The organism is Arthrobacter sp. BB-1 (assembly GCF_006151685.1).
Lineage (GTDB): Bacteria > Actinomycetota > Actinomycetes > Actinomycetales > Micrococcaceae > Arthrobacter.
Genome location: NZ_VDEV01000022.1, coordinates 226214 through 241761, shown reverse-complemented (window position 1 = coordinate 241761; position 15548 = coordinate 226214). Strand labels below are relative to the sequence as shown.

Genomic DNA, 15548 nt, shown 5'->3' with positions numbered 1-15548 from the left:
AGGTGGGCGGTAGCATCGCGAGTGTTAATGTGACGCTGACGCGCGCGGCTCGGACATGAAGCTGGCAGCGCGGCGTCCGCAATGATTACAACCCGGGCCTACCTCAGCTAAGTATGGGATGAGCGTTCGACTCCTGTGTCGTGTCTCGTTACTCCCTTGCTTTGTGCAGTGACCTCATACTGCTGCATTAAGGCTGTCTTTCTACAGACTCAATGGTTCGCTTGACTCGGTCTAATACCCCCGAAGTGTCATCCATGATTTCCCGGTTGCCGTATAGGGAACCAGCCACCCAGCGGGCATACGGGTTCACGATCACCACGCCGGTCGTTTCATCGAGCACAGTACTGGGACGGGTAGACACGGACGACATCACAGCCCTCATGGGTTCAACATGCTTTCGCTTCAGGTCAAAACGCTCCTTTGGGAACAAGTCAAAGCCCCGTGCATCCCACATATGACCGACCTCAAAACCGCGAGCCAACCACTCCTGATTGACCTTCTCTTGATCATATTTCTTGCGGGACAGGTAGCGGCTGGAATGCGTGAATTGCTCAATAACTGATCTGCCATCGCCCTCGTCCTCCCAACGGATGTGCACCGCATCCCTCGGTGCACCAAGAGGAAAGCCGGTCTTCTTGAGCCACGTCGCTCGGATGAAGTCCTCGCCCCAATCGGAGGGGACCATCATTACGGCGTGGACATGAGGACGCTTGATCATCATTGTGGTGTTCTCCAGAACCCAGACACCGTGAAACGCCTTGCCGAAGCCGGGAACCCTGAACTTGGCGCCCAACGTCCTCAGCGTTCGCTGGAGTGCTCCGTCCTTTCCTTTGAACTTAGTTGGGGTAGACGCTGCTTCGAACTCAATCCAGTTCTCAACATTCGGCACCTTGAAAGTTACGAGCGCTACCTTCATGCCCATCGCCTCGGCGGCGCGTAGGAAGGCCTCAGTATCAAGGCTTTCGAATGTCTCCCACTTCGCCCTGCGTGCAACATCACCCAGTTCCTGAGTTAGCCCGCGCGGCTTACGCTCCTTCGGATAGTCAGGCTTTGCCTCCTTATACACAACTGCCTTGAACTTCCGACGGTGTACTTCCGTGTACCCGATTACCTGCTCCATGCGATCAATTTCTTCTATGCGAACACCGCAGAATTTCCGGTGCGCAGTTTGTGCAGCGGAAATTCTGCTTCGGGCCGCATCAAGGGTGATACCGTTATGGCGCGCAATTCTCGCCAGCACATCGCGGTTGGAAGCTTTGAGATCGAGATCATCAGAAGAGGCCGACAAGTCTGTTTTCTTGTCCACTGCGGCTCCGACACGGAGATCATGGCCGCGCATAGCTGCTTTGTTCAAGGGGGCGTTCTCGAACGTGGAATTGTCGCCAACCAATACAATAGGAAGATCAATCGCATGGTTGTTTACTCTTTCCAGCATTACGGCCTCCTTTCGACATCACCAGCGATGCAGGACGCGGTACGGTGCGTTTCACAAACACTGCTGGACACGTAAAACGCACTGATCTCGAAAGTTCTATGACGCGTGCCTTGTCGTACCGTTATGGGCCTCCACACCTGTGAATCCTCAAGCGCGCTTGAAGTATCACGAGGCGGTTCCGTGAACAGGGAAGCTCTTGAGCTAAGTGTGTCGTCGGCACGATAGGCGGCAGGAGGGCTTACACGGGACGTCGTGAAGAAAGGCATGTGGGCGACCGAATTCGTTAATGCAGTCCCGCTAGCTGCGACGGAGTCCAGTGATATTTAGCGCTGGAGAGTTGTGGTGGGTGGCCGCTGCTTTAGTACGTCGTCTTTTATGTGCCCCAGCTGCGCGGGGCAACCGACTTGTCTTCGCTTTCCCTGTGCATTGGGTCATCACGACTGCCGGAGACTAGCGGTCCGGGCACATTCCGTGCCGAGCAGATGTATAGAAATATAGCTCGGATTCATTCATAGGTTTCTTGGTGTTCGCCGTATTCGCTGAAAGCAATAACTTCCACCACCGTTGAATAGAGACGCTGAGGGAGGGATGGTCCTCCGCTATCGTTCCACTCGCACACGACGTGTTAGGCGCTTTGATCCGACGCCCGGACGGAGGGTGGCGCAAGGGTTCCGACGCGTTCATCCTTTCGTCGCAAGTTGATATGTCTAAAAGAGACCGATTGTGGATGCAGCCCTGCCCGACGGCTCCAGGCTCCACGTCGTCATTCCGGATGTGACACGGAAGCACTGGGCAGTGAATATCAGGAAGTTCGTGGTCAAGGCAACCCGCCTTGAGCATCTCGTTGAGCTTGGCACCCTGACGCCGCAATCAGCCCGTTTCCTTGGCGCGGCCGTCTCAAGCGGCCTCAACATCCTGGTCTCCGGTGCCACCCAGGCCGGCAAGACCACGATGCTGAACTGCCTGGCGGCCAGCATCGGCAGCAGGGAACGCGTGATCACGGTGGAGGAAATCTTCGAGCTTCAGTTTCCCCTGCGCGACGTCGTCGGCCTCCAGTGCCGGCGTCCGAACCTCGAGGGCGAAGGCGAGATCCCGCTTCGCCGGCTGGTCAAGGAAGCCCTCCGCATGCGGCCCGACCGCCTGGTGGTGGGCGAGGTCCGTGAAGCGGAGAGCCTGGACATGCTTATCGCACTGAACAGTGGTCTTCCAGGCATGTGCACCGTCCATGCAAATTCAGCACACGACGCCGTCACCAAGATCTGCACCCTGCCCCTGCTCGCGGGCGAGAACATCTCGAGCGCCTTCGTTGTCCCGACTGTGGCCTCCTGCATCGACCTGGTGGTGCACTGCAGCCGGCACGCCGATGGACGCAGGGAAGTAACGGAGATCCTGTCCTTGGGACGGCGGGTGGAGAACGGCATCATTGAGTCCTCCCCGGTGTTCGCCATGGTGGACGGCACCCTTCAGCCCAGGGCCAACTCGATGCCTGCCGCTGAAAAGTTCAAACGAGCAGGCTACGACGTCGCGGCCTTGCTGGATCCGCGATGACGTCGGCGCTGCTGGGGGTAACGGCAGGGGCGGGTCTGTTCCTCATCTGGTGGTCCTGCTGGGAGTCGCCGGAACAACGTCCGCGGGAGCGGAAGGCCAGCCGCCTCGCAGACCTTCTCGCCTCTGCAGGAGTGGACAAAGTATCTCCTGGCGGGTTGATTGGCACGTGCCTGGGCCTCGGACTGTTCGTGGCCTTGGTCTTCTACGCCATCAGCCGCTCCTGGCCGATCGCCGGCTGCTTTGCGCTGTTCGCTGCCTGGCTCCCCATCAGCATCCTGCGCTGGAGGGCGAAAAAGAGAGGCGCCCTGTTGCGGCAGCTTTGGCCCGACGTCGTCGATCACCTCCGGTCCGCGATACGCGCCGGTTTGCCACTGCCCGAGGCACTGATCCAGCTGGGGGACAAAGGCCCCGAAGAGTTGCGGCACGTCTTCCGCGAATTCGGTGCCGACTATCGCGCGGGAGGCCAGTTCGATGCCTCACTTAACAAGCTCAAACACCGGCTCGCGGACCCTGTTGCCGACCGCATTGTCGAGGCACTGCGCCTGACCCGGGAAGTCGGCGGCTCCGATCTGGGGAAGCTGCTCGGCACGCTGGCTGAATTCCTGCGCGAAAGCGCCCGCACCCGCAGCGAGCTGGAGGCGAGGCAGTCCTGGACCGTCAATGCGGCGCGCCTTGCTGTCGCTGCCCCATGGATCGTCATGATACTGCTGGCAACACGGCCTGAAGCGGTGCAGGCGTACAACACAGCCGTAGGTGCTGCAGTCCTGCTCGGAGGCCTGGTGGTTTCGCTGGTCTGCTACTCCATCATGCTGAGGATTGGTGCTCTGCCGCAGGACGAGCGGGTGTTGAGATGATCGAAATACCACCAGCCGCCGTCGTCTGCGGGGCCGCAATGGGCGCCGGCCTGTGGCTTATCGTCTTTAGGTCCCCGCTAATGCGTGCCACCACCCTGGCGCAACGCATCGAGCCGCAGCTGAAGTCCCAGAACCTCGAATCACGGTTGCTGAACGCGGGGGAGCAGAACCTGACGCCCTTCGGACCGCTCGAAAGGATACTCCGTCCGGTCTTCCGTGACGGCATGGCGGCGCTGGGAAGGCTGAACCCCTCACCGGGAGCCACCGCCCGGAGGCTGGCACAGGCAGGAATCAACAAGTCGTCCATCGACTTCCGTGCGGAGCAGCTCCTGTGGGCTGCTGCCGGCTTCGTGGCCTCCCTTGGATTCACCCTCATAGGGGCAGCAGCGGGAAGGTTCAGCCCCTTGTTCGCGGCTGTGGCAATCCTTGGCAGCGCAGTGGGCGGCTTCATGCTGCGTGACTACTGGCTGGGGGTGCAAGTCCGCCGGCGGGAAGCCCGAATGATGGCGGAGTTCCCCAGTCTCGCTGAACTGATGGCGCTCGCCGTCAGCGCAGGCGAGAGCGCAACCGGAGCGCTGGACAGGGTGTGCCGCAGTGCCAAGGGGGAACTGACCAAGGAGTTCTCGAACGTTCTTGCCGAGACCAGGGCCGGCAAACCCTTGGTCACGGCACTGCAGGAATTCTCCGGGCGGACGGACCTGGCGCCACTGGTCAGGTTTGTTGACGGCATCATCGTGGCAGTCGAGCGGGGCACACCGCTCGCGGACGTGCTCCGTGCCCAGGCCCAGGACGTGCGGGACACAGCCAAACGGGATCTCATGGAAGCCGCCGGCAAGAAGGAGATCGCCATGATGGTGCCGCTCGTTTTTGGTGTGCTCCCACTCACCGTGGTCTTCGCCGTTTTTCCGGGGCTGGCCGCCATCAACCTGGGCTTCTAGGAAGACGCAACACCGGCATGCAAGAAACTCAAAGAATCGAATCAGGAAGAGGACGAGAAATGAAAACCATGGGTATCCGCTGGGTATCGATGCTGCTGGTGTTGGGCGCCCTCCTGGGCGCCGGCCTAGCCTCGAGAGGGAGCCACGCTGATGACCACCATGAGCGGGGAGACGTCCCAGGCTGGGTCATGATCACCTTGATGTCCGCTGTCTTGGTGGCCGCGCTGCTGGCACTTGCCGGTCCGGCGCTGGAGTCGATGTTCAACCAGGCGATGGACAAGGTCGGAAGCTAGCCGGTGACGCGGTCCTCCCGTCATGCCGGCCGGGCCACCACGAAGCACGGGCTGCCCGCGCCTCGGGAGCAGGGCTCGGCAGTGGTGGACTTCGTCCTGGTGGGAAGCCTCCTCACCATGTTCTTCCTGGCGATCATCCAGCTGACCTTGATCCTGCACGTCCGCAATACCTTGATCGATGCTGCGGCTTCAGGCGCCCGCTACGGAACCCTCGCCGACCGGGGAGCCGCAGACGCTGAGGAGCGGACCCGCGGCCTGATCGATGTTGCGCTGAACGCCGGATTCGCGGAGCACGTCAGCACAAGTGAAGTAACTGTCCAAGGGTTTCGGACCCTTGAAGTGACGGTCCGGGCTCCTATGCCCGTCATCGGACTCATCGGTCCCCGGGAGATGCTGGAGGTGAAGGGGCATGCGGCGGTTCAGCCATGAGTACGGGTGGTCTCCGCTCAAGGCACGGCTCGCCGAAGCCCTTTGCCGGATGCCGCCGCAAACTGATGGACAACAGGAGCCTGCCCACAAGCATGAACAGGGGAGCGCGGTAGTTGAATTCACCTTCCTTGCCCTCCTGCTGATGGTGCCGCTGGTCTACTTCGTCATCACGGTGGGGCAAATCCAGGGCGGCTCCTTTGCGGTGGTGGGAGCCGCCGACCAGGCGGCGAAGGTCTACGTGGCGCAGCCTGACGCAGCAACAGCACAGGCTGCAGCTGAGCAGGCTGTCGCAATCGCCCTCGCCGACTTTGGGCACCAGCCAGACGAGGCCAGCGTTGCCACATCCTGCAATCCTTCCGACTGCCATGCTGCAGGCGCCGCGGTTACCGTCACGGTGACGCTGGCGGTGCCCCTGCCGTTTGTGCCCTTTGACGAGGGGTTCCGGTTGGCCGCGAGCGAGGTACAGGCATCGTCGACACAGCTCGTGGGCCGGTTCCGATGACCACCAGGACGGTGACCACCAGGACAGTAACCACCAGGACGGTGACCGCCACGACCGTGACCACCAGGAAGGTGACCACCAGGGCAGTAACCACGAGTACCTCAGGCGAGGACGGCCAGATGATGGTGATGATCCTCGGGTACATGACGCTGGCCCTGCTGGTGGCAACGGTGGTGATCGGCATATCGTCCGTCTACCTGGAGCACAAGCGGCTCCTTTCCCTGGCCGACGGCGCCTCCCTGGCTGCTGCGGACAGCTACACCCTGGGTGAGGTGGAAACGCAGGGCGGCAGCCCGTCGGCCACCCTCAACCCGGCCCGGGTCCGGAGCGTCGCAGCCGACTTCCTCGCAAGGAGCCCCGCCTCACAGCGTTTCGACGGCCTCGCAGTCACGGGGGCAACAGGCAGTCCTGACGGCGCCACCGCCGTCGTCGTGTTGACCGCCGCAGTCCATCCGCCGGTGGTGAACTTCCTGGTGCCCGACGGCATCAGGATCGAGGCGACGTCCACTGCCCGCTCGCGGCTCACCCGCTGACTGCCCGGACGCCCACTGACGCTATCCGGAGCCCTGCCCCGGGCGCCAACTGATGCACGCCGGTGCCCTGCCGCGGATAGCGTAGGCTTAAACAACCATGGCCAATATTGATTTTTCTGCTGAAATCCGCGCCCTCCGCGCCACCTACGACTCCATTGAGCGGGTCTCCGACGTAGAGGCACTGAAGGAAGACATCGCCGAACTGAGCGAGCGGGCAGGCGAACCGGACCTGTGGGACGACCCCGCAGCGGCGCAGAAAATCACATCACGCCTTTCGCACCGCCAGTCGGAACTGGAGCGCCTCGACAAGCTGGCTGCCCGGATCGATGACCTCGAGGTCCTGGTGGAGCTGGGCCAGGACGAGGACGACGCCGATTCCATGGGGGAGGCGGCAGCAGAACTCGAGTCCATCAAGAAGGCCCTGAAGGAACTCGAAATCGTCACCCTGCTCTCCGGTGAATACGACGAGCGCGAGGCCGTGGTTTCCATCCGCGCGGGTGCCGGCGGCGTGGATGCCGCCGATTTCGCCGAGATGCTGATGCGCATGTACCTCCGCTGGGCCGAACGCCACGGGTATCCAACCACGGTCATGGACACCTCCTACGCGGAGGAGGCCGGACTGAAGTCGGCAACCTTCGAAGTCAAGGCTCCCTACGCCTTCGGCACACTCAGCGTCGAGGCTGGGACCCACCGGCTGGTCCGCATCAGCCCCTTTGACAACCAGGGCCGGCGCCAGACGTCCTTCGCCGCCGTCGAAGTGATCCCGCTGATCGAGCAGACAGACTCCATCGAAATACCGGACAACGAGATCCGCGTCGACGTGTTCCGCTCATCCGGCCCCGGCGGCCAGTCGGTCAACACCACGGACTCCGCCGTCCGCCTCACCCACATCCCCACCGGCACAGTGGTGTCCATGCAGAACGAAAAGTCGCAGCTGCAGAACCGCGCCGCCGCCATGCGGGTCCTGCAGTCCCGGCTCCTGCTCCTCAAGAAGGAACAGGAAGACGCCGAAAAGAAGGCACTGGCCGGCGACGTCAAGGCATCCTGGGGTGACCAGATGCGGTCCTACGTCCTGAACCCTTACCAGATGGTCAAGGACCTGCGGACCGAACACGAGGTGGGCAACACCTCGGCCGTGTTCGACGGCGAGATCGACGACTTCATCGACGCTGGGATCCGCTGGCGCACCGACAACCGCAACGCCGCTAAGTAGGCCCAGCGGCCGCAAAGGCCAGGACCGAATTCGCCGACACGCCCCCGAATAACAGCGTGATGCGCAGCGACTCCTGCGTATAGTCGAGGGGCCGGGGCCCTACTTCCCCCAAACGAAAACCCGCGCACCGGCTGCAGAACTGGGCTGCATCAGAATCAGCCGTGCCCTGCAGGGTACTTAGGGCCATGATCAGATTCGAAAATGTCACCAAGGTCTACGACCAGAAAGCCCGGCCTGCGCTGGACTCCGTCAACCTTGAGATTGACCGCGGCGAATTTGCCTTCCTGGTGGGCGCATCCGGCTCCGGCAAGTCCACTTTCCTCCGCCTGGTGCTCAAGGAAGACCGCGCCACCTCCGGCGCCGTCTACGTTGCCGGCCAGAACGTCGCCAAGATTTCAAGCTGGCGCGTCCCCCGGCTCCGCCGCGGAATCGGCGTCGTCTTCCAGGATTTCCGTCTCCTGCCACAGAAAAACGTCTTCGCCAACGTAGCCTTCGCCATGCAGGTCATCGGCAAGAGCCGCAGCGTCATCAGGGACACCGTTCCCGAGGTCCTGAAGACCGTTGGCCTCGAGGGCAAAGAGCACCGCATGCCGCACGAGCTCTCCGGCGGCGAACAGCAGCGCGTGGCCATTGCCCGCGCCGTGGTCAACCGCCCCGGGATCCTCCTCGCCGACGAGCCAACCGGAAACCTGGACCCCACCACGTCAATGGGCATCATGGGTGTCCTGGACAAGATCAACCAAAACGGAACCACCGTGGTGATGGCCACGCACGACGACGACATCGTCAACGAGATGCGTAAACGCGTGGTGGAACTCAAGAACGGCATCGTCATCCGTGACGAAGCCAAGGCGCTCTACACCTCGATGATTCCCGTCGTCGGCCAGTCCCGCAGGCTCAAGGACGCGAGCGGCCGGGAAAACCCTGAAGCGCCCCTGCCCGGGGAAGGCGAGGGACAGCGATGAGGCTCGCGTTCATCCTCGGTGAGATCGGCAGCGGCCTCCGCCGCAACCTCTCCATGGTGGTCTCCGTCATCCTGGTCACGTTCGTCTCGCTCACCTTCGTGGGCGCGGCCGGCATGCTGCAGATGCAAATCAACCAGATGAAGGGCTACTGGTACGACAAGGTCCAGGTGGCCATCTTCCTGTGCAGTGAAGGGTCGACGGCGGCAGGTTGCGCCAGCGGGCCAGTCACCCCCGAGCAGCAGGAGAGCCTTAACGCCCTGCTGGAATCCCCGGCGGTGGCGCAGTACATCAACGACTTCCAGTTCGAGTCCAAGGAAGAGGCGTACAAGCACTTCAAGGACCAGTTCTCGAATTCGCCCATCGTGGATTCGGTCACGCCGGACCAGCTGCCGGCATCCTTCCGCATCAACATGAAGGATCCGGAAAAGTACCAGATCATCAGCGAGACCTTCTCTTCCCAGCCCGGGGTGGAAACAGTGATCGACCAGCGCCAGCTCCTTGAGCGGCTGTTCTCGGTCATGAACGGCGCTTCCCTGGTGGCCGTCAGCATCGCCGGCGTGATGATCGTGTGCGCCATCCTCCTGATCGCCACCACCATCAGGCTCTCCGCCTTCAGCCGGCGGCGTGAAACAGGCATCATGCGCTTGGTGGGTGCCTCCAAGACAGTGATCCAGCTCCCCTTCATCCTGGAAGGCGTCATTGCCGCCGTCATCGGCGCCGCCCTGGCCTCAGCCACGCTCTGGGCCGTGGCCCACTTCTTCCTGGGCGACTACATGGCCCAGCAGTACCCGGACACAGCCTTCATCTCCGCCGGCCAGACGCTGATCCTCGCGCCGGCACTGATAATCCTTGGTGGATCCTTGGCCGGAATTTCGTCTCTCTTGACCTTGCGCAGATACCTTCGCGTCTAGGTATGCAAACCGAACAAGGAATGCCCATGAACTTAACGGACCAAACGTCGCCGCGACACCGGCTGAACAGCCGCCGCACGGCGCCCCGCAAAAGCATCCTCAGCGCCGTGCTGGCAGTCGTCCTCGCCGCAGGCCTGGCCTCATCCTCTGCGCCGGCCTTTGCTGACGAGCTTGAAGACAGGCAGAAGGCGCTGGAGGCAGAGGCGGCCCGCGTCCAGCAGTCCCTGGAATTCGTTGATTCGCGCATTGCCAAGGCGGCCAGCGACCTGGTCATCTACCAGGGCCAGCTGCCCGGCGCCCAGCAGGCACTCCTCGAGGCGCAGGGGCGCGTAGCCGGTGCCGTCAAGGAAGTGGAGGCACTCTCCGCCCGCGTGGACATGGCGCAGCAGAACAAGGCCAAAATCACGCAGCAGCTTGAAACGGACAAGCAGAAGATTGCCGACACCAAGAAACTGATCGGGCAAATCGCCACCCAGGCGTACAAATCCGGCGGTGTTCCGTCCAACCTGTCACTCTTCTTCGGGGCCAACAACGGCGGCAGCCTGACCGAAACCATGGACCTGGCGGACCAGGCCATGCGCAGCCAGAACGCTGCCATGGACAAGCTGTCGCAGCAGAACGCCACCAACGTCAACTCCGAAGCCCGCCTCCAGGCCGTGGAAGCCGAGATCAAGGACCTCAAGGCCAAGGCGGACGCAGCCCTCGAGCGGGAGAAGGCGGCACGCGATGAAGCGGCCGCAAAGAAGGAAGAAGTAGACCGGCTCATAGCGGACACCACCCGCCTCGATGCCGAGCTCCAGGCGGCCAAGCCCGGCATCCAGTCCCAGCTCGCCGGCGTGCAGGCCAGCCAGAACGCGGTGGCCGCGGAGATCCAGGAACGCGACAGGAAGCTCCGCGAGGCCTGGGAGGCCGAACAGCGCAGGCTGGCGGCAGAAGCCGCCGCCGCTGCCGCGGCAGCCGCGGCAGCGAGGAACCAGCCGCCGCCCCCGGTCCAGCCTTTTGTACCGCCTGTGGGGTCGCCGTCGGCCTTTGGCCTCCGGCACCCGTTTGACGGCAGCGTGCCCATCACGTCCGGCTTCGGCTGGCGCGCCACCCCGCCGGGGACCATTGACTTCTACGGCCAGGGCGGCTACATGCACACGGGGCTGGACTTCGGCGCAGCCTGCGGCACGCCTGTCTACGCGGCAGCAGCCGGCGAGGTCTTCAGCTCGGGCTGGAACTCTGCCGACGGCGGCGGCTGGCGGGTCAAGATCTCCCACGGCCTGATCGCGGGCAACACCCTGAACACCATCTACTACCACAACGCCAGCATCGTGGTGTCGAACGGTCAACGGGTCTCGCAGGGGCAGCTGATTGCCTACTCGGGCAACACAGGCAACTCCACGGGCTGCCACGCGCACTTCGAAACCTGGCTGAACGGCGCCGCCGTGGACCCGATGGGCCTGCTGTAGCGCGGCCTGCAGCCTGCCGTAGACTGGTATGACTTCGCGCCGGCCAGGCCGGAGGACATCCGATTCTTCAACTGAGGAGCTTTCCCTTGCCTAAAGAAAGTGGCCGTAAAGTGGTGGCCACCAACCGTAAGGCCCGGCATGACTACCACGTGCTGGATACCTACGAGGCTGGAATCGCGCTCATGGGCACCGAAGTGAAGTCCCTGCGGGAGGGCCACGCCTCCATGGTGGACGGGTTCTGCACCTTTTACAACGACGAGCTGTGGATGGAGGCCATCCACATCCCCGAGTACAACCAGGGGAGCTGGACCAACCACGCCGCGCGCCGCCGCCGCAAGCTGCTGCTGCACCGCGAGGAGCTCATCAAGATTTCCCACAAGGTGCGGGAATCGGGCTACACCATCGTCCCGCTGCAGCTGTACTTCGTTGACGGCAAGGCAAAGGTGGAGATTGGCGTGGCCCGAGGCAAGCGCGAGTACGACAAGCGCCAGACCCTCCGCGAGCAGCAGGACAACCGTGAAGCCCAACGAGAGATGCGGGAACGCAACCGCCGCCGCTAGGAAACTGCGCCCGGGAATGAATCCCGCGGATCATGCGTTACTATTGATAGTCCGGCGGGGAAACCCACCGGTTTGGTAACAAAATACGGGGATGATCGGTTTCGACGATGTTAGTCGCGACAGGTGAAGCGGGCCGAGGATGCAGAATTATCTCGTAAACGCTGTCTGCAAACCAATAAGTGCCAATTCTAAGCGCACTGACTTCGCTCTTGCTGCCTAAGCAGTAAGACAGTCCGTCAGCCCGAGGTTGCTATTGCCCCGGAACCTGGCGTCATTTAGATAGCCACTGCTGCTTACCCCCGTCATCGGGGTGAGCGGGACTCTTAGATGACTGGGCCCGGATCAGCCAGCTGTTTGCAGCATGGCTGGGGCCGAGAAAATCCGACGCAAACTGCGCCCGGAGAAGCCCTGACAACACGACATCGGACGGGGGTTCAATTCCCCCCATCTCCACATTTTGAAAATGCCGCAGGGCAGACTGAAAGACCCGGACATTGCGTCCGGGTCTTTTGGTGTTTAAGCGCGGCTTGCCTGTTCACCGACGGCGTAGCGGGCCTGGGACTAGCGGCCGGCATCCACGGGTTGTCCTCTATAAGAACCGGCGCCGCGGCCCAGGCCGGGCCGGAAGCGGCCGGAACCAGCGGCGGAGCAGCCAGGAGGTGCCCCATGAACCAGATGCGTGAGCCCAGTCCCGAAGAGTACGACGACGGCGCGCTGGACTCCTATTCGGAGACGGTCATGCGGGTGGCTGAGACCGTTACGCCGCACGTCGCGGCCATAGAAATGACCAGCACCCGCCGGAACGGCAGGTTCCGCGTGGGGGCAGGTTCTGCGGTCCTCTTTACCGAGGACGGCTACCTGCTGACGAATTCCCACGTGGTGGCCGGTACCAACAAGGGCCACGCCGCATTTGCCGACGGCAGCCGGACCGATCTCGAGCTCGTGGGCGTGGATCCGTTGTCGGATCTCGCTGTGGTCCGCGGCAAAGCACCAAGGGTGGCCCCCGCCCAGTTCGGCGACGCCGAGACGCTGCGGGTGGGCCAGCTGGTCATCGCCGTCGGGAATCCGCTCGGGCTGGCAGGATCGGTGACGGCCGGGGTGGTCAGCGGCCTGGGCCGTTCCATCCCGGTCTGGGCGGGCGGCAACCGGCGGGTGATCGAGGACGTCATCCAGACCGACGCGGCGCTGAACCCAGGCAGCTCCGGCGGTGCCCTGGCGGACGCGCACGGCAGGATAGTCGGCATCAACACCGCGGTGGCGGGAGCCGGGCTGGGCCTTGCCGTGCCAATCAACACAACAACACGGCGGATCATCGCTGCCCTGCTGAACGACGGCCGGGTCAGGCGCGCCTACCTCGGGGTGGTCAGCACCCCCATCCGGTTGAATGCCAGCGCAGTGATCAGGACAGGCCAGCGGGAGGGGCTCAGGGTGGTGGAGGTGCTGGCCGGATCACCCGCAGACCGTGCGGGACTGCAGGCAGGCGACATCATCCTGACCGCAGGAAGCCGCGCCGTCAGCAACGCTGAGAGTCTGCAGAAGCTGCTGTTCGCCGATGCGATCGGCCAGCCGCTGCAGATCAGGGTGCTGAGGCACGGCAGGGAAGAGGAACTGGTGGCCGTTCCCGAAGAGATGCAGGCAAACGGCCAGTAAAGCTACCGGCGCTTCTTCAGGTGGGCCACGGGGTCCTGGGCGCCTTCAGGATTCTTCGACTTCTTCTCGGCGCGTTTTTCCTTGATGGTCTTGACCGGCTTCTTTGCCAGGTTCTGGTGGGGTGTTTTGTCCGGCATGGCGTGCTCCTTACAACAGGGGACGGGCTGCGTCCCACTTCGTAAGTTACGCCTATTCGGCCCCGAATGTAATGGCCGGAAGATGGTATGGAATCAGTCCGGAACAGGGACGTCGGCGATGCCCACAAAACGCGTCCCGACGCCGTCGAACTCGCTGCGGACGTACCCCTCGCGCACGCGGGGAACGTCTTGGGGATCATGGTGTCCGCACACCACATAGGTGAAGTTCGGCCACCATTTCTTGGGGCGCGCTGCTTCCTCGTAGCCGCAGACCGCGCACTCCAGATGGACCCACACCGGGCGTTTGCCGGTGCGGTTGGCTCGGGACTGGACCAGCCATGGCGGCGGGTTGTCCAGAATCTCACCCAGCTCGGCCTCCGTCATCCACTTGGGAAGGCCATGGCGCTGTGCCATCTCCATCGGTACGTCAAGGGCAATGGCCGCGTCGCGTCTGCTAATCATCACCATCCACGATACGGGAGCCCGCCAAATCAGCACCCCCAGCGTTGACCCGCAAGGGTTGCCCCAGGACCGGCCGGCGCGGCTGGTCTCAGGACACCAGGGCAATCCCGGCCGCTGCCGCGCCAAAACCCAGCACCAGGTTGGCCGCAATATTCACTGCGGCAGCGCCGAAGCGTTCCTCACTGAGCAGCCGCACCGTGGCGGTGGTCCACGAACTGAAGGTGGTCAGCCCTCCTGCCAGGCCTGCCGCCAGGCCTGCCTGCCACTCGGCCCCCAGACCCAATTGGGCAGTAACACCGTGGGCGGCACCGATAATGAAGCAGCCCGCCACATTCACCAGCAGTGTGGCCCAGGGCCAGTGCAGCCTTTCCGCGCTGCCAGTGGCACGTGAACTGCGGATGGAGCTGTGGTGCGCAAACCAGCTGTCGACGCCGAAGCGCAGGAGGGCACCCGCCACGCCGAAAATACCCACCAGGACAGCCGTGGTCACCGGCGGACCCCGGGGCGCCGGCCAGCCAGTTTCCCTGCCCGCCATCCCACGCCGGCGGCGGCAAGGCCAAGGAGCAGCGACAGCGCGAGGTAACCGGCCCATACGCCGTGCTGCCCGGCCCTGGCCAGCTGGTCCGTGGAGAAGACCACGGCGGAGAACGTGGTGAAGGAGCCCAGCAGACCCGGCCCCAGCCCTGCCCGCAGCCAGAACGCGGTCCGTGGCCGGGCCATCCAGGCGGTGGTCAGGACGGCCAGGACAAAGCTGCCGGCCACGTTGATGCCCAGCGTGGTCCAGGGGAAGGCGCCGGGCGGTTCAGGAAACGCGATACCCAGCCCATACCGCAGTTCGGTGCCGATCAGGGCGCCCGCGGCCACTGCAAGCCAGGCGCGGCCCTCCGGCGCGCCGGAAGTCTTCAGCGGGCTCACGCCTTGGGCATGTCAGCGTCCCCGAGGATGCAGCCCGGGTGGGGATGGTCGCTGTGCACCCACAGCGCCGACGTGACCTCGTCGGCGAGGTCGTAGTTCCGTTCACGGCCCGAGTTGCTGATCCGCACCACCAGGGCGCCGCCGAAGGGCCGGCGGCCCACCACCTCCACCTCGGCGTCGAGGTCTATCTCCTCGGCGGCGAGGTAGCGGAGCAGTTCCGGGTTGTCGTCGCTGATCCGGGTAATCCGTCCGGTGTGGCCCTCATCAAGTTCCCCCATGAGGTGCGCGCGGGGCATAAATACTCTGCCGTCGGCAGTGGGGATGGGATCGCCGTGCGGATCCCGCTGCGGGTTGCCCAGCTTGGCTGCCACCCGTTCGATGAAGGTGTCCGAGACGGCATGCTCCAGCAGCTCGGCTTCGTCATGCACCTCATCCCAGCTGTACCCCAGCTGCTGGACGAGGTAGGTCTCGATCAGCCGGTGGCGCCGCACCATGGAAAGGGCGAGCCGGAGCCCGGCGTCCGTGAGCCTCACGGCACTGTACGGTTTGTGGTCCACCAGGCCCTGGTCCTTCAGCTTGCGGACCATTTCCGATACCGAGGAATTGGCCACGCCAAGCCGCTGCGCCAGCTGGGAGGACGTGATGGGCTTGTCCTGCCATTCGGTGAATGAGTAGATGACCTTGACGTAGTCCTCGATGGAGGAGGAGGGCGCGCTGGTCTTCACGGGATCAAGCCTACCGGCTGCCAGGGC

The 15548-nt window shown here is 63.5% G+C and carries 18 protein-coding genes, 1 other RNA gene and 1 pseudogene; 14 read left to right on the top strand and 6 right to left on the bottom strand.

Features of this window, described 5'->3' with window-relative positions; all coding sequences use genetic code 11:
- Positions 1-187 precede the first annotated feature (187 nt).
- Complete coding sequence (locus tag FHJ30_RS12965) at positions 188-1435, bottom strand: hypothetical protein (RefSeq protein ID WP_139029680.1); 1248 nt, start codon at positions 1433-1435, stop codon at positions 188-190.
- A gap of 717 nt (positions 1436-2152) precedes the next feature.
- Here FHJ30_RS12965 and FHJ30_RS12960 point away from each other — a divergent pair.
- The 14 genes and pseudogenes from FHJ30_RS12960 to FHJ30_RS12890 form a co-directional block, all read left to right on the top strand.
- A pseudogene (locus FHJ30_RS12960) lies at positions 2153-2983 on the top strand (CpaF family protein); the annotation flags it as partial.
- The gene (locus FHJ30_RS12955) at positions 2980-3837 is read left to right on the top strand and encodes a type II secretion system F family protein (RefSeq protein ID WP_139029679.1); all 858 of its coding nucleotides are present in this window, start codon (positions 2980-2982) and stop codon (positions 3835-3837) included. The pseudogene FHJ30_RS12960 and the gene FHJ30_RS12955, both read left to right, overlap by 4 nt.
- Positions 3834-4775 (top strand): type II secretion system F family protein, encoded by a 942-nt coding sequence (locus FHJ30_RS12950; protein WP_139029678.1) that lies wholly within the window; start codon positions 3834-3836, stop codon positions 4773-4775. Before FHJ30_RS12955 ends, FHJ30_RS12950 begins: the two co-directional genes overlap by 4 nt.
- 59 nt (positions 4776-4834) lie before the next feature.
- Positions 4835-5068, top strand: coding sequence for a hypothetical protein (locus FHJ30_RS12945; protein WP_171059022.1), 234 nt, complete (start codon positions 4835-4837; stop codon positions 5066-5068).
- 3 nt (positions 5069-5071) lie between these two features.
- Complete coding sequence (locus FHJ30_RS12940; protein WP_373683150.1) at positions 5072-5497, top strand: TadE family protein; 426 nt, start codon at positions 5072-5074, stop codon at positions 5495-5497.
- Complete coding sequence (locus tag FHJ30_RS12935; RefSeq protein ID WP_139029677.1) at positions 5478-5999, top strand: hypothetical protein; 522 nt, start codon at positions 5478-5480, stop codon at positions 5997-5999. Before FHJ30_RS12940 ends, FHJ30_RS12935 begins: the two co-directional genes overlap by 20 nt.
- The gene (locus tag FHJ30_RS12925; RefSeq protein ID WP_370633127.1) at positions 5996-6532 is read left to right on the top strand and encodes a pilus assembly protein TadG-related protein; all 537 of its coding nucleotides are present in this window, start codon (positions 5996-5998) and stop codon (positions 6530-6532) included. Before FHJ30_RS12935 ends, FHJ30_RS12925 begins: the two co-directional genes overlap by 4 nt.
- 97 nt (positions 6533-6629) lie before the next feature.
- Complete coding sequence (prfB, locus tag FHJ30_RS12920; protein WP_139029676.1) at positions 6630-7745, top strand: peptide chain release factor 2; 1116 nt, start codon at positions 6630-6632, stop codon at positions 7743-7745.
- A gap of 185 nt (positions 7746-7930) precedes the next feature.
- Positions 7931-8710, top strand: coding sequence for a cell division ATP-binding protein FtsE (gene ftsE / locus FHJ30_RS12915; RefSeq protein ID WP_139029675.1), 780 nt, complete (start codon positions 7931-7933; stop codon positions 8708-8710).
- A complete protein-coding gene (gene ftsX, locus FHJ30_RS12910) occupies positions 8707-9621 on the top strand; it encodes a permease-like cell division protein FtsX (protein ID WP_104998417.1) in 915 nt (304 codons plus the stop codon). The genes ftsE and ftsX overlap by 4 nt, the downstream gene beginning before the upstream one ends.
- Positions 9622-9647: 26 nt before the next feature.
- The gene (locus FHJ30_RS12905) at positions 9648-11072 is read left to right on the top strand and encodes a M23 family metallopeptidase (RefSeq protein WP_171059020.1); all 1425 of its coding nucleotides are present in this window, start codon (positions 9648-9650) and stop codon (positions 11070-11072) included.
- 86 nt (positions 11073-11158) lie between these two features.
- Positions 11159-11632, top strand: coding sequence for an SsrA-binding protein SmpB (gene smpB, locus FHJ30_RS12900; protein ID WP_009356865.1), 474 nt, complete (start codon positions 11159-11161; stop codon positions 11630-11632).
- A gap of 87 nt (positions 11633-11719) precedes the next feature.
- Positions 11720-12088, top strand: a transfer-messenger RNA (tmRNA) gene (gene ssrA, locus FHJ30_RS12895).
- 210 nt (positions 12089-12298) lie between these two features.
- Entirely contained in the window at positions 12299-13282 is a 984-nt protein-coding gene (locus FHJ30_RS12890; RefSeq protein ID WP_139029674.1) for a S1C family serine protease, read from the top strand.
- A gap of 2 nt (positions 13283-13284) precedes the next feature.
- Here FHJ30_RS12890 and FHJ30_RS21865 read toward each other — a convergent pair whose 3' ends face one another.
- The 5 genes from FHJ30_RS21865 to FHJ30_RS12870 all read right to left on the bottom strand — a co-directional run bounded on the left by FHJ30_RS21865 (position 13285) and on the right by FHJ30_RS12870 (position 15521).
- Positions 13285-13419 (bottom strand): hypothetical protein, encoded by a 135-nt coding sequence (locus FHJ30_RS21865; protein WP_255707894.1) that lies wholly within the window; start codon positions 13417-13419, stop codon positions 13285-13287.
- Between the two features lie 93 nt (positions 13420-13512).
- The gene (locus FHJ30_RS12885; protein ID WP_139029673.1) at positions 13513-13881 is read right to left on the bottom strand and encodes a hypothetical protein; all 369 of its coding nucleotides are present in this window, start codon (positions 13879-13881) and stop codon (positions 13513-13515) included.
- A gap of 88 nt (positions 13882-13969) precedes the next feature.
- A complete protein-coding gene (locus tag FHJ30_RS12880) occupies positions 13970-14371 on the bottom strand; it encodes a CrcB family protein (RefSeq protein ID WP_139029672.1) in 402 nt (133 codons plus the stop codon).
- Positions 14368-14787: a CrcB family protein gene (locus tag FHJ30_RS12875; RefSeq protein ID WP_139029784.1), complete on the bottom strand. Its 420-nt coding sequence runs from the start codon at positions 14785-14787 to the stop codon at positions 14368-14370. The genes FHJ30_RS12880 and FHJ30_RS12875 overlap by 4 nt, the downstream gene beginning before the upstream one ends.
- A 5-nt stretch (positions 14788-14792) precedes the next feature.
- Positions 14793-15521: a metal-dependent transcriptional regulator gene (locus FHJ30_RS12870; RefSeq protein WP_139029671.1), complete on the bottom strand. Its 729-nt coding sequence runs from the start codon at positions 15519-15521 to the stop codon at positions 14793-14795.
- Positions 15522-15548 lie beyond the last annotated feature (27 nt).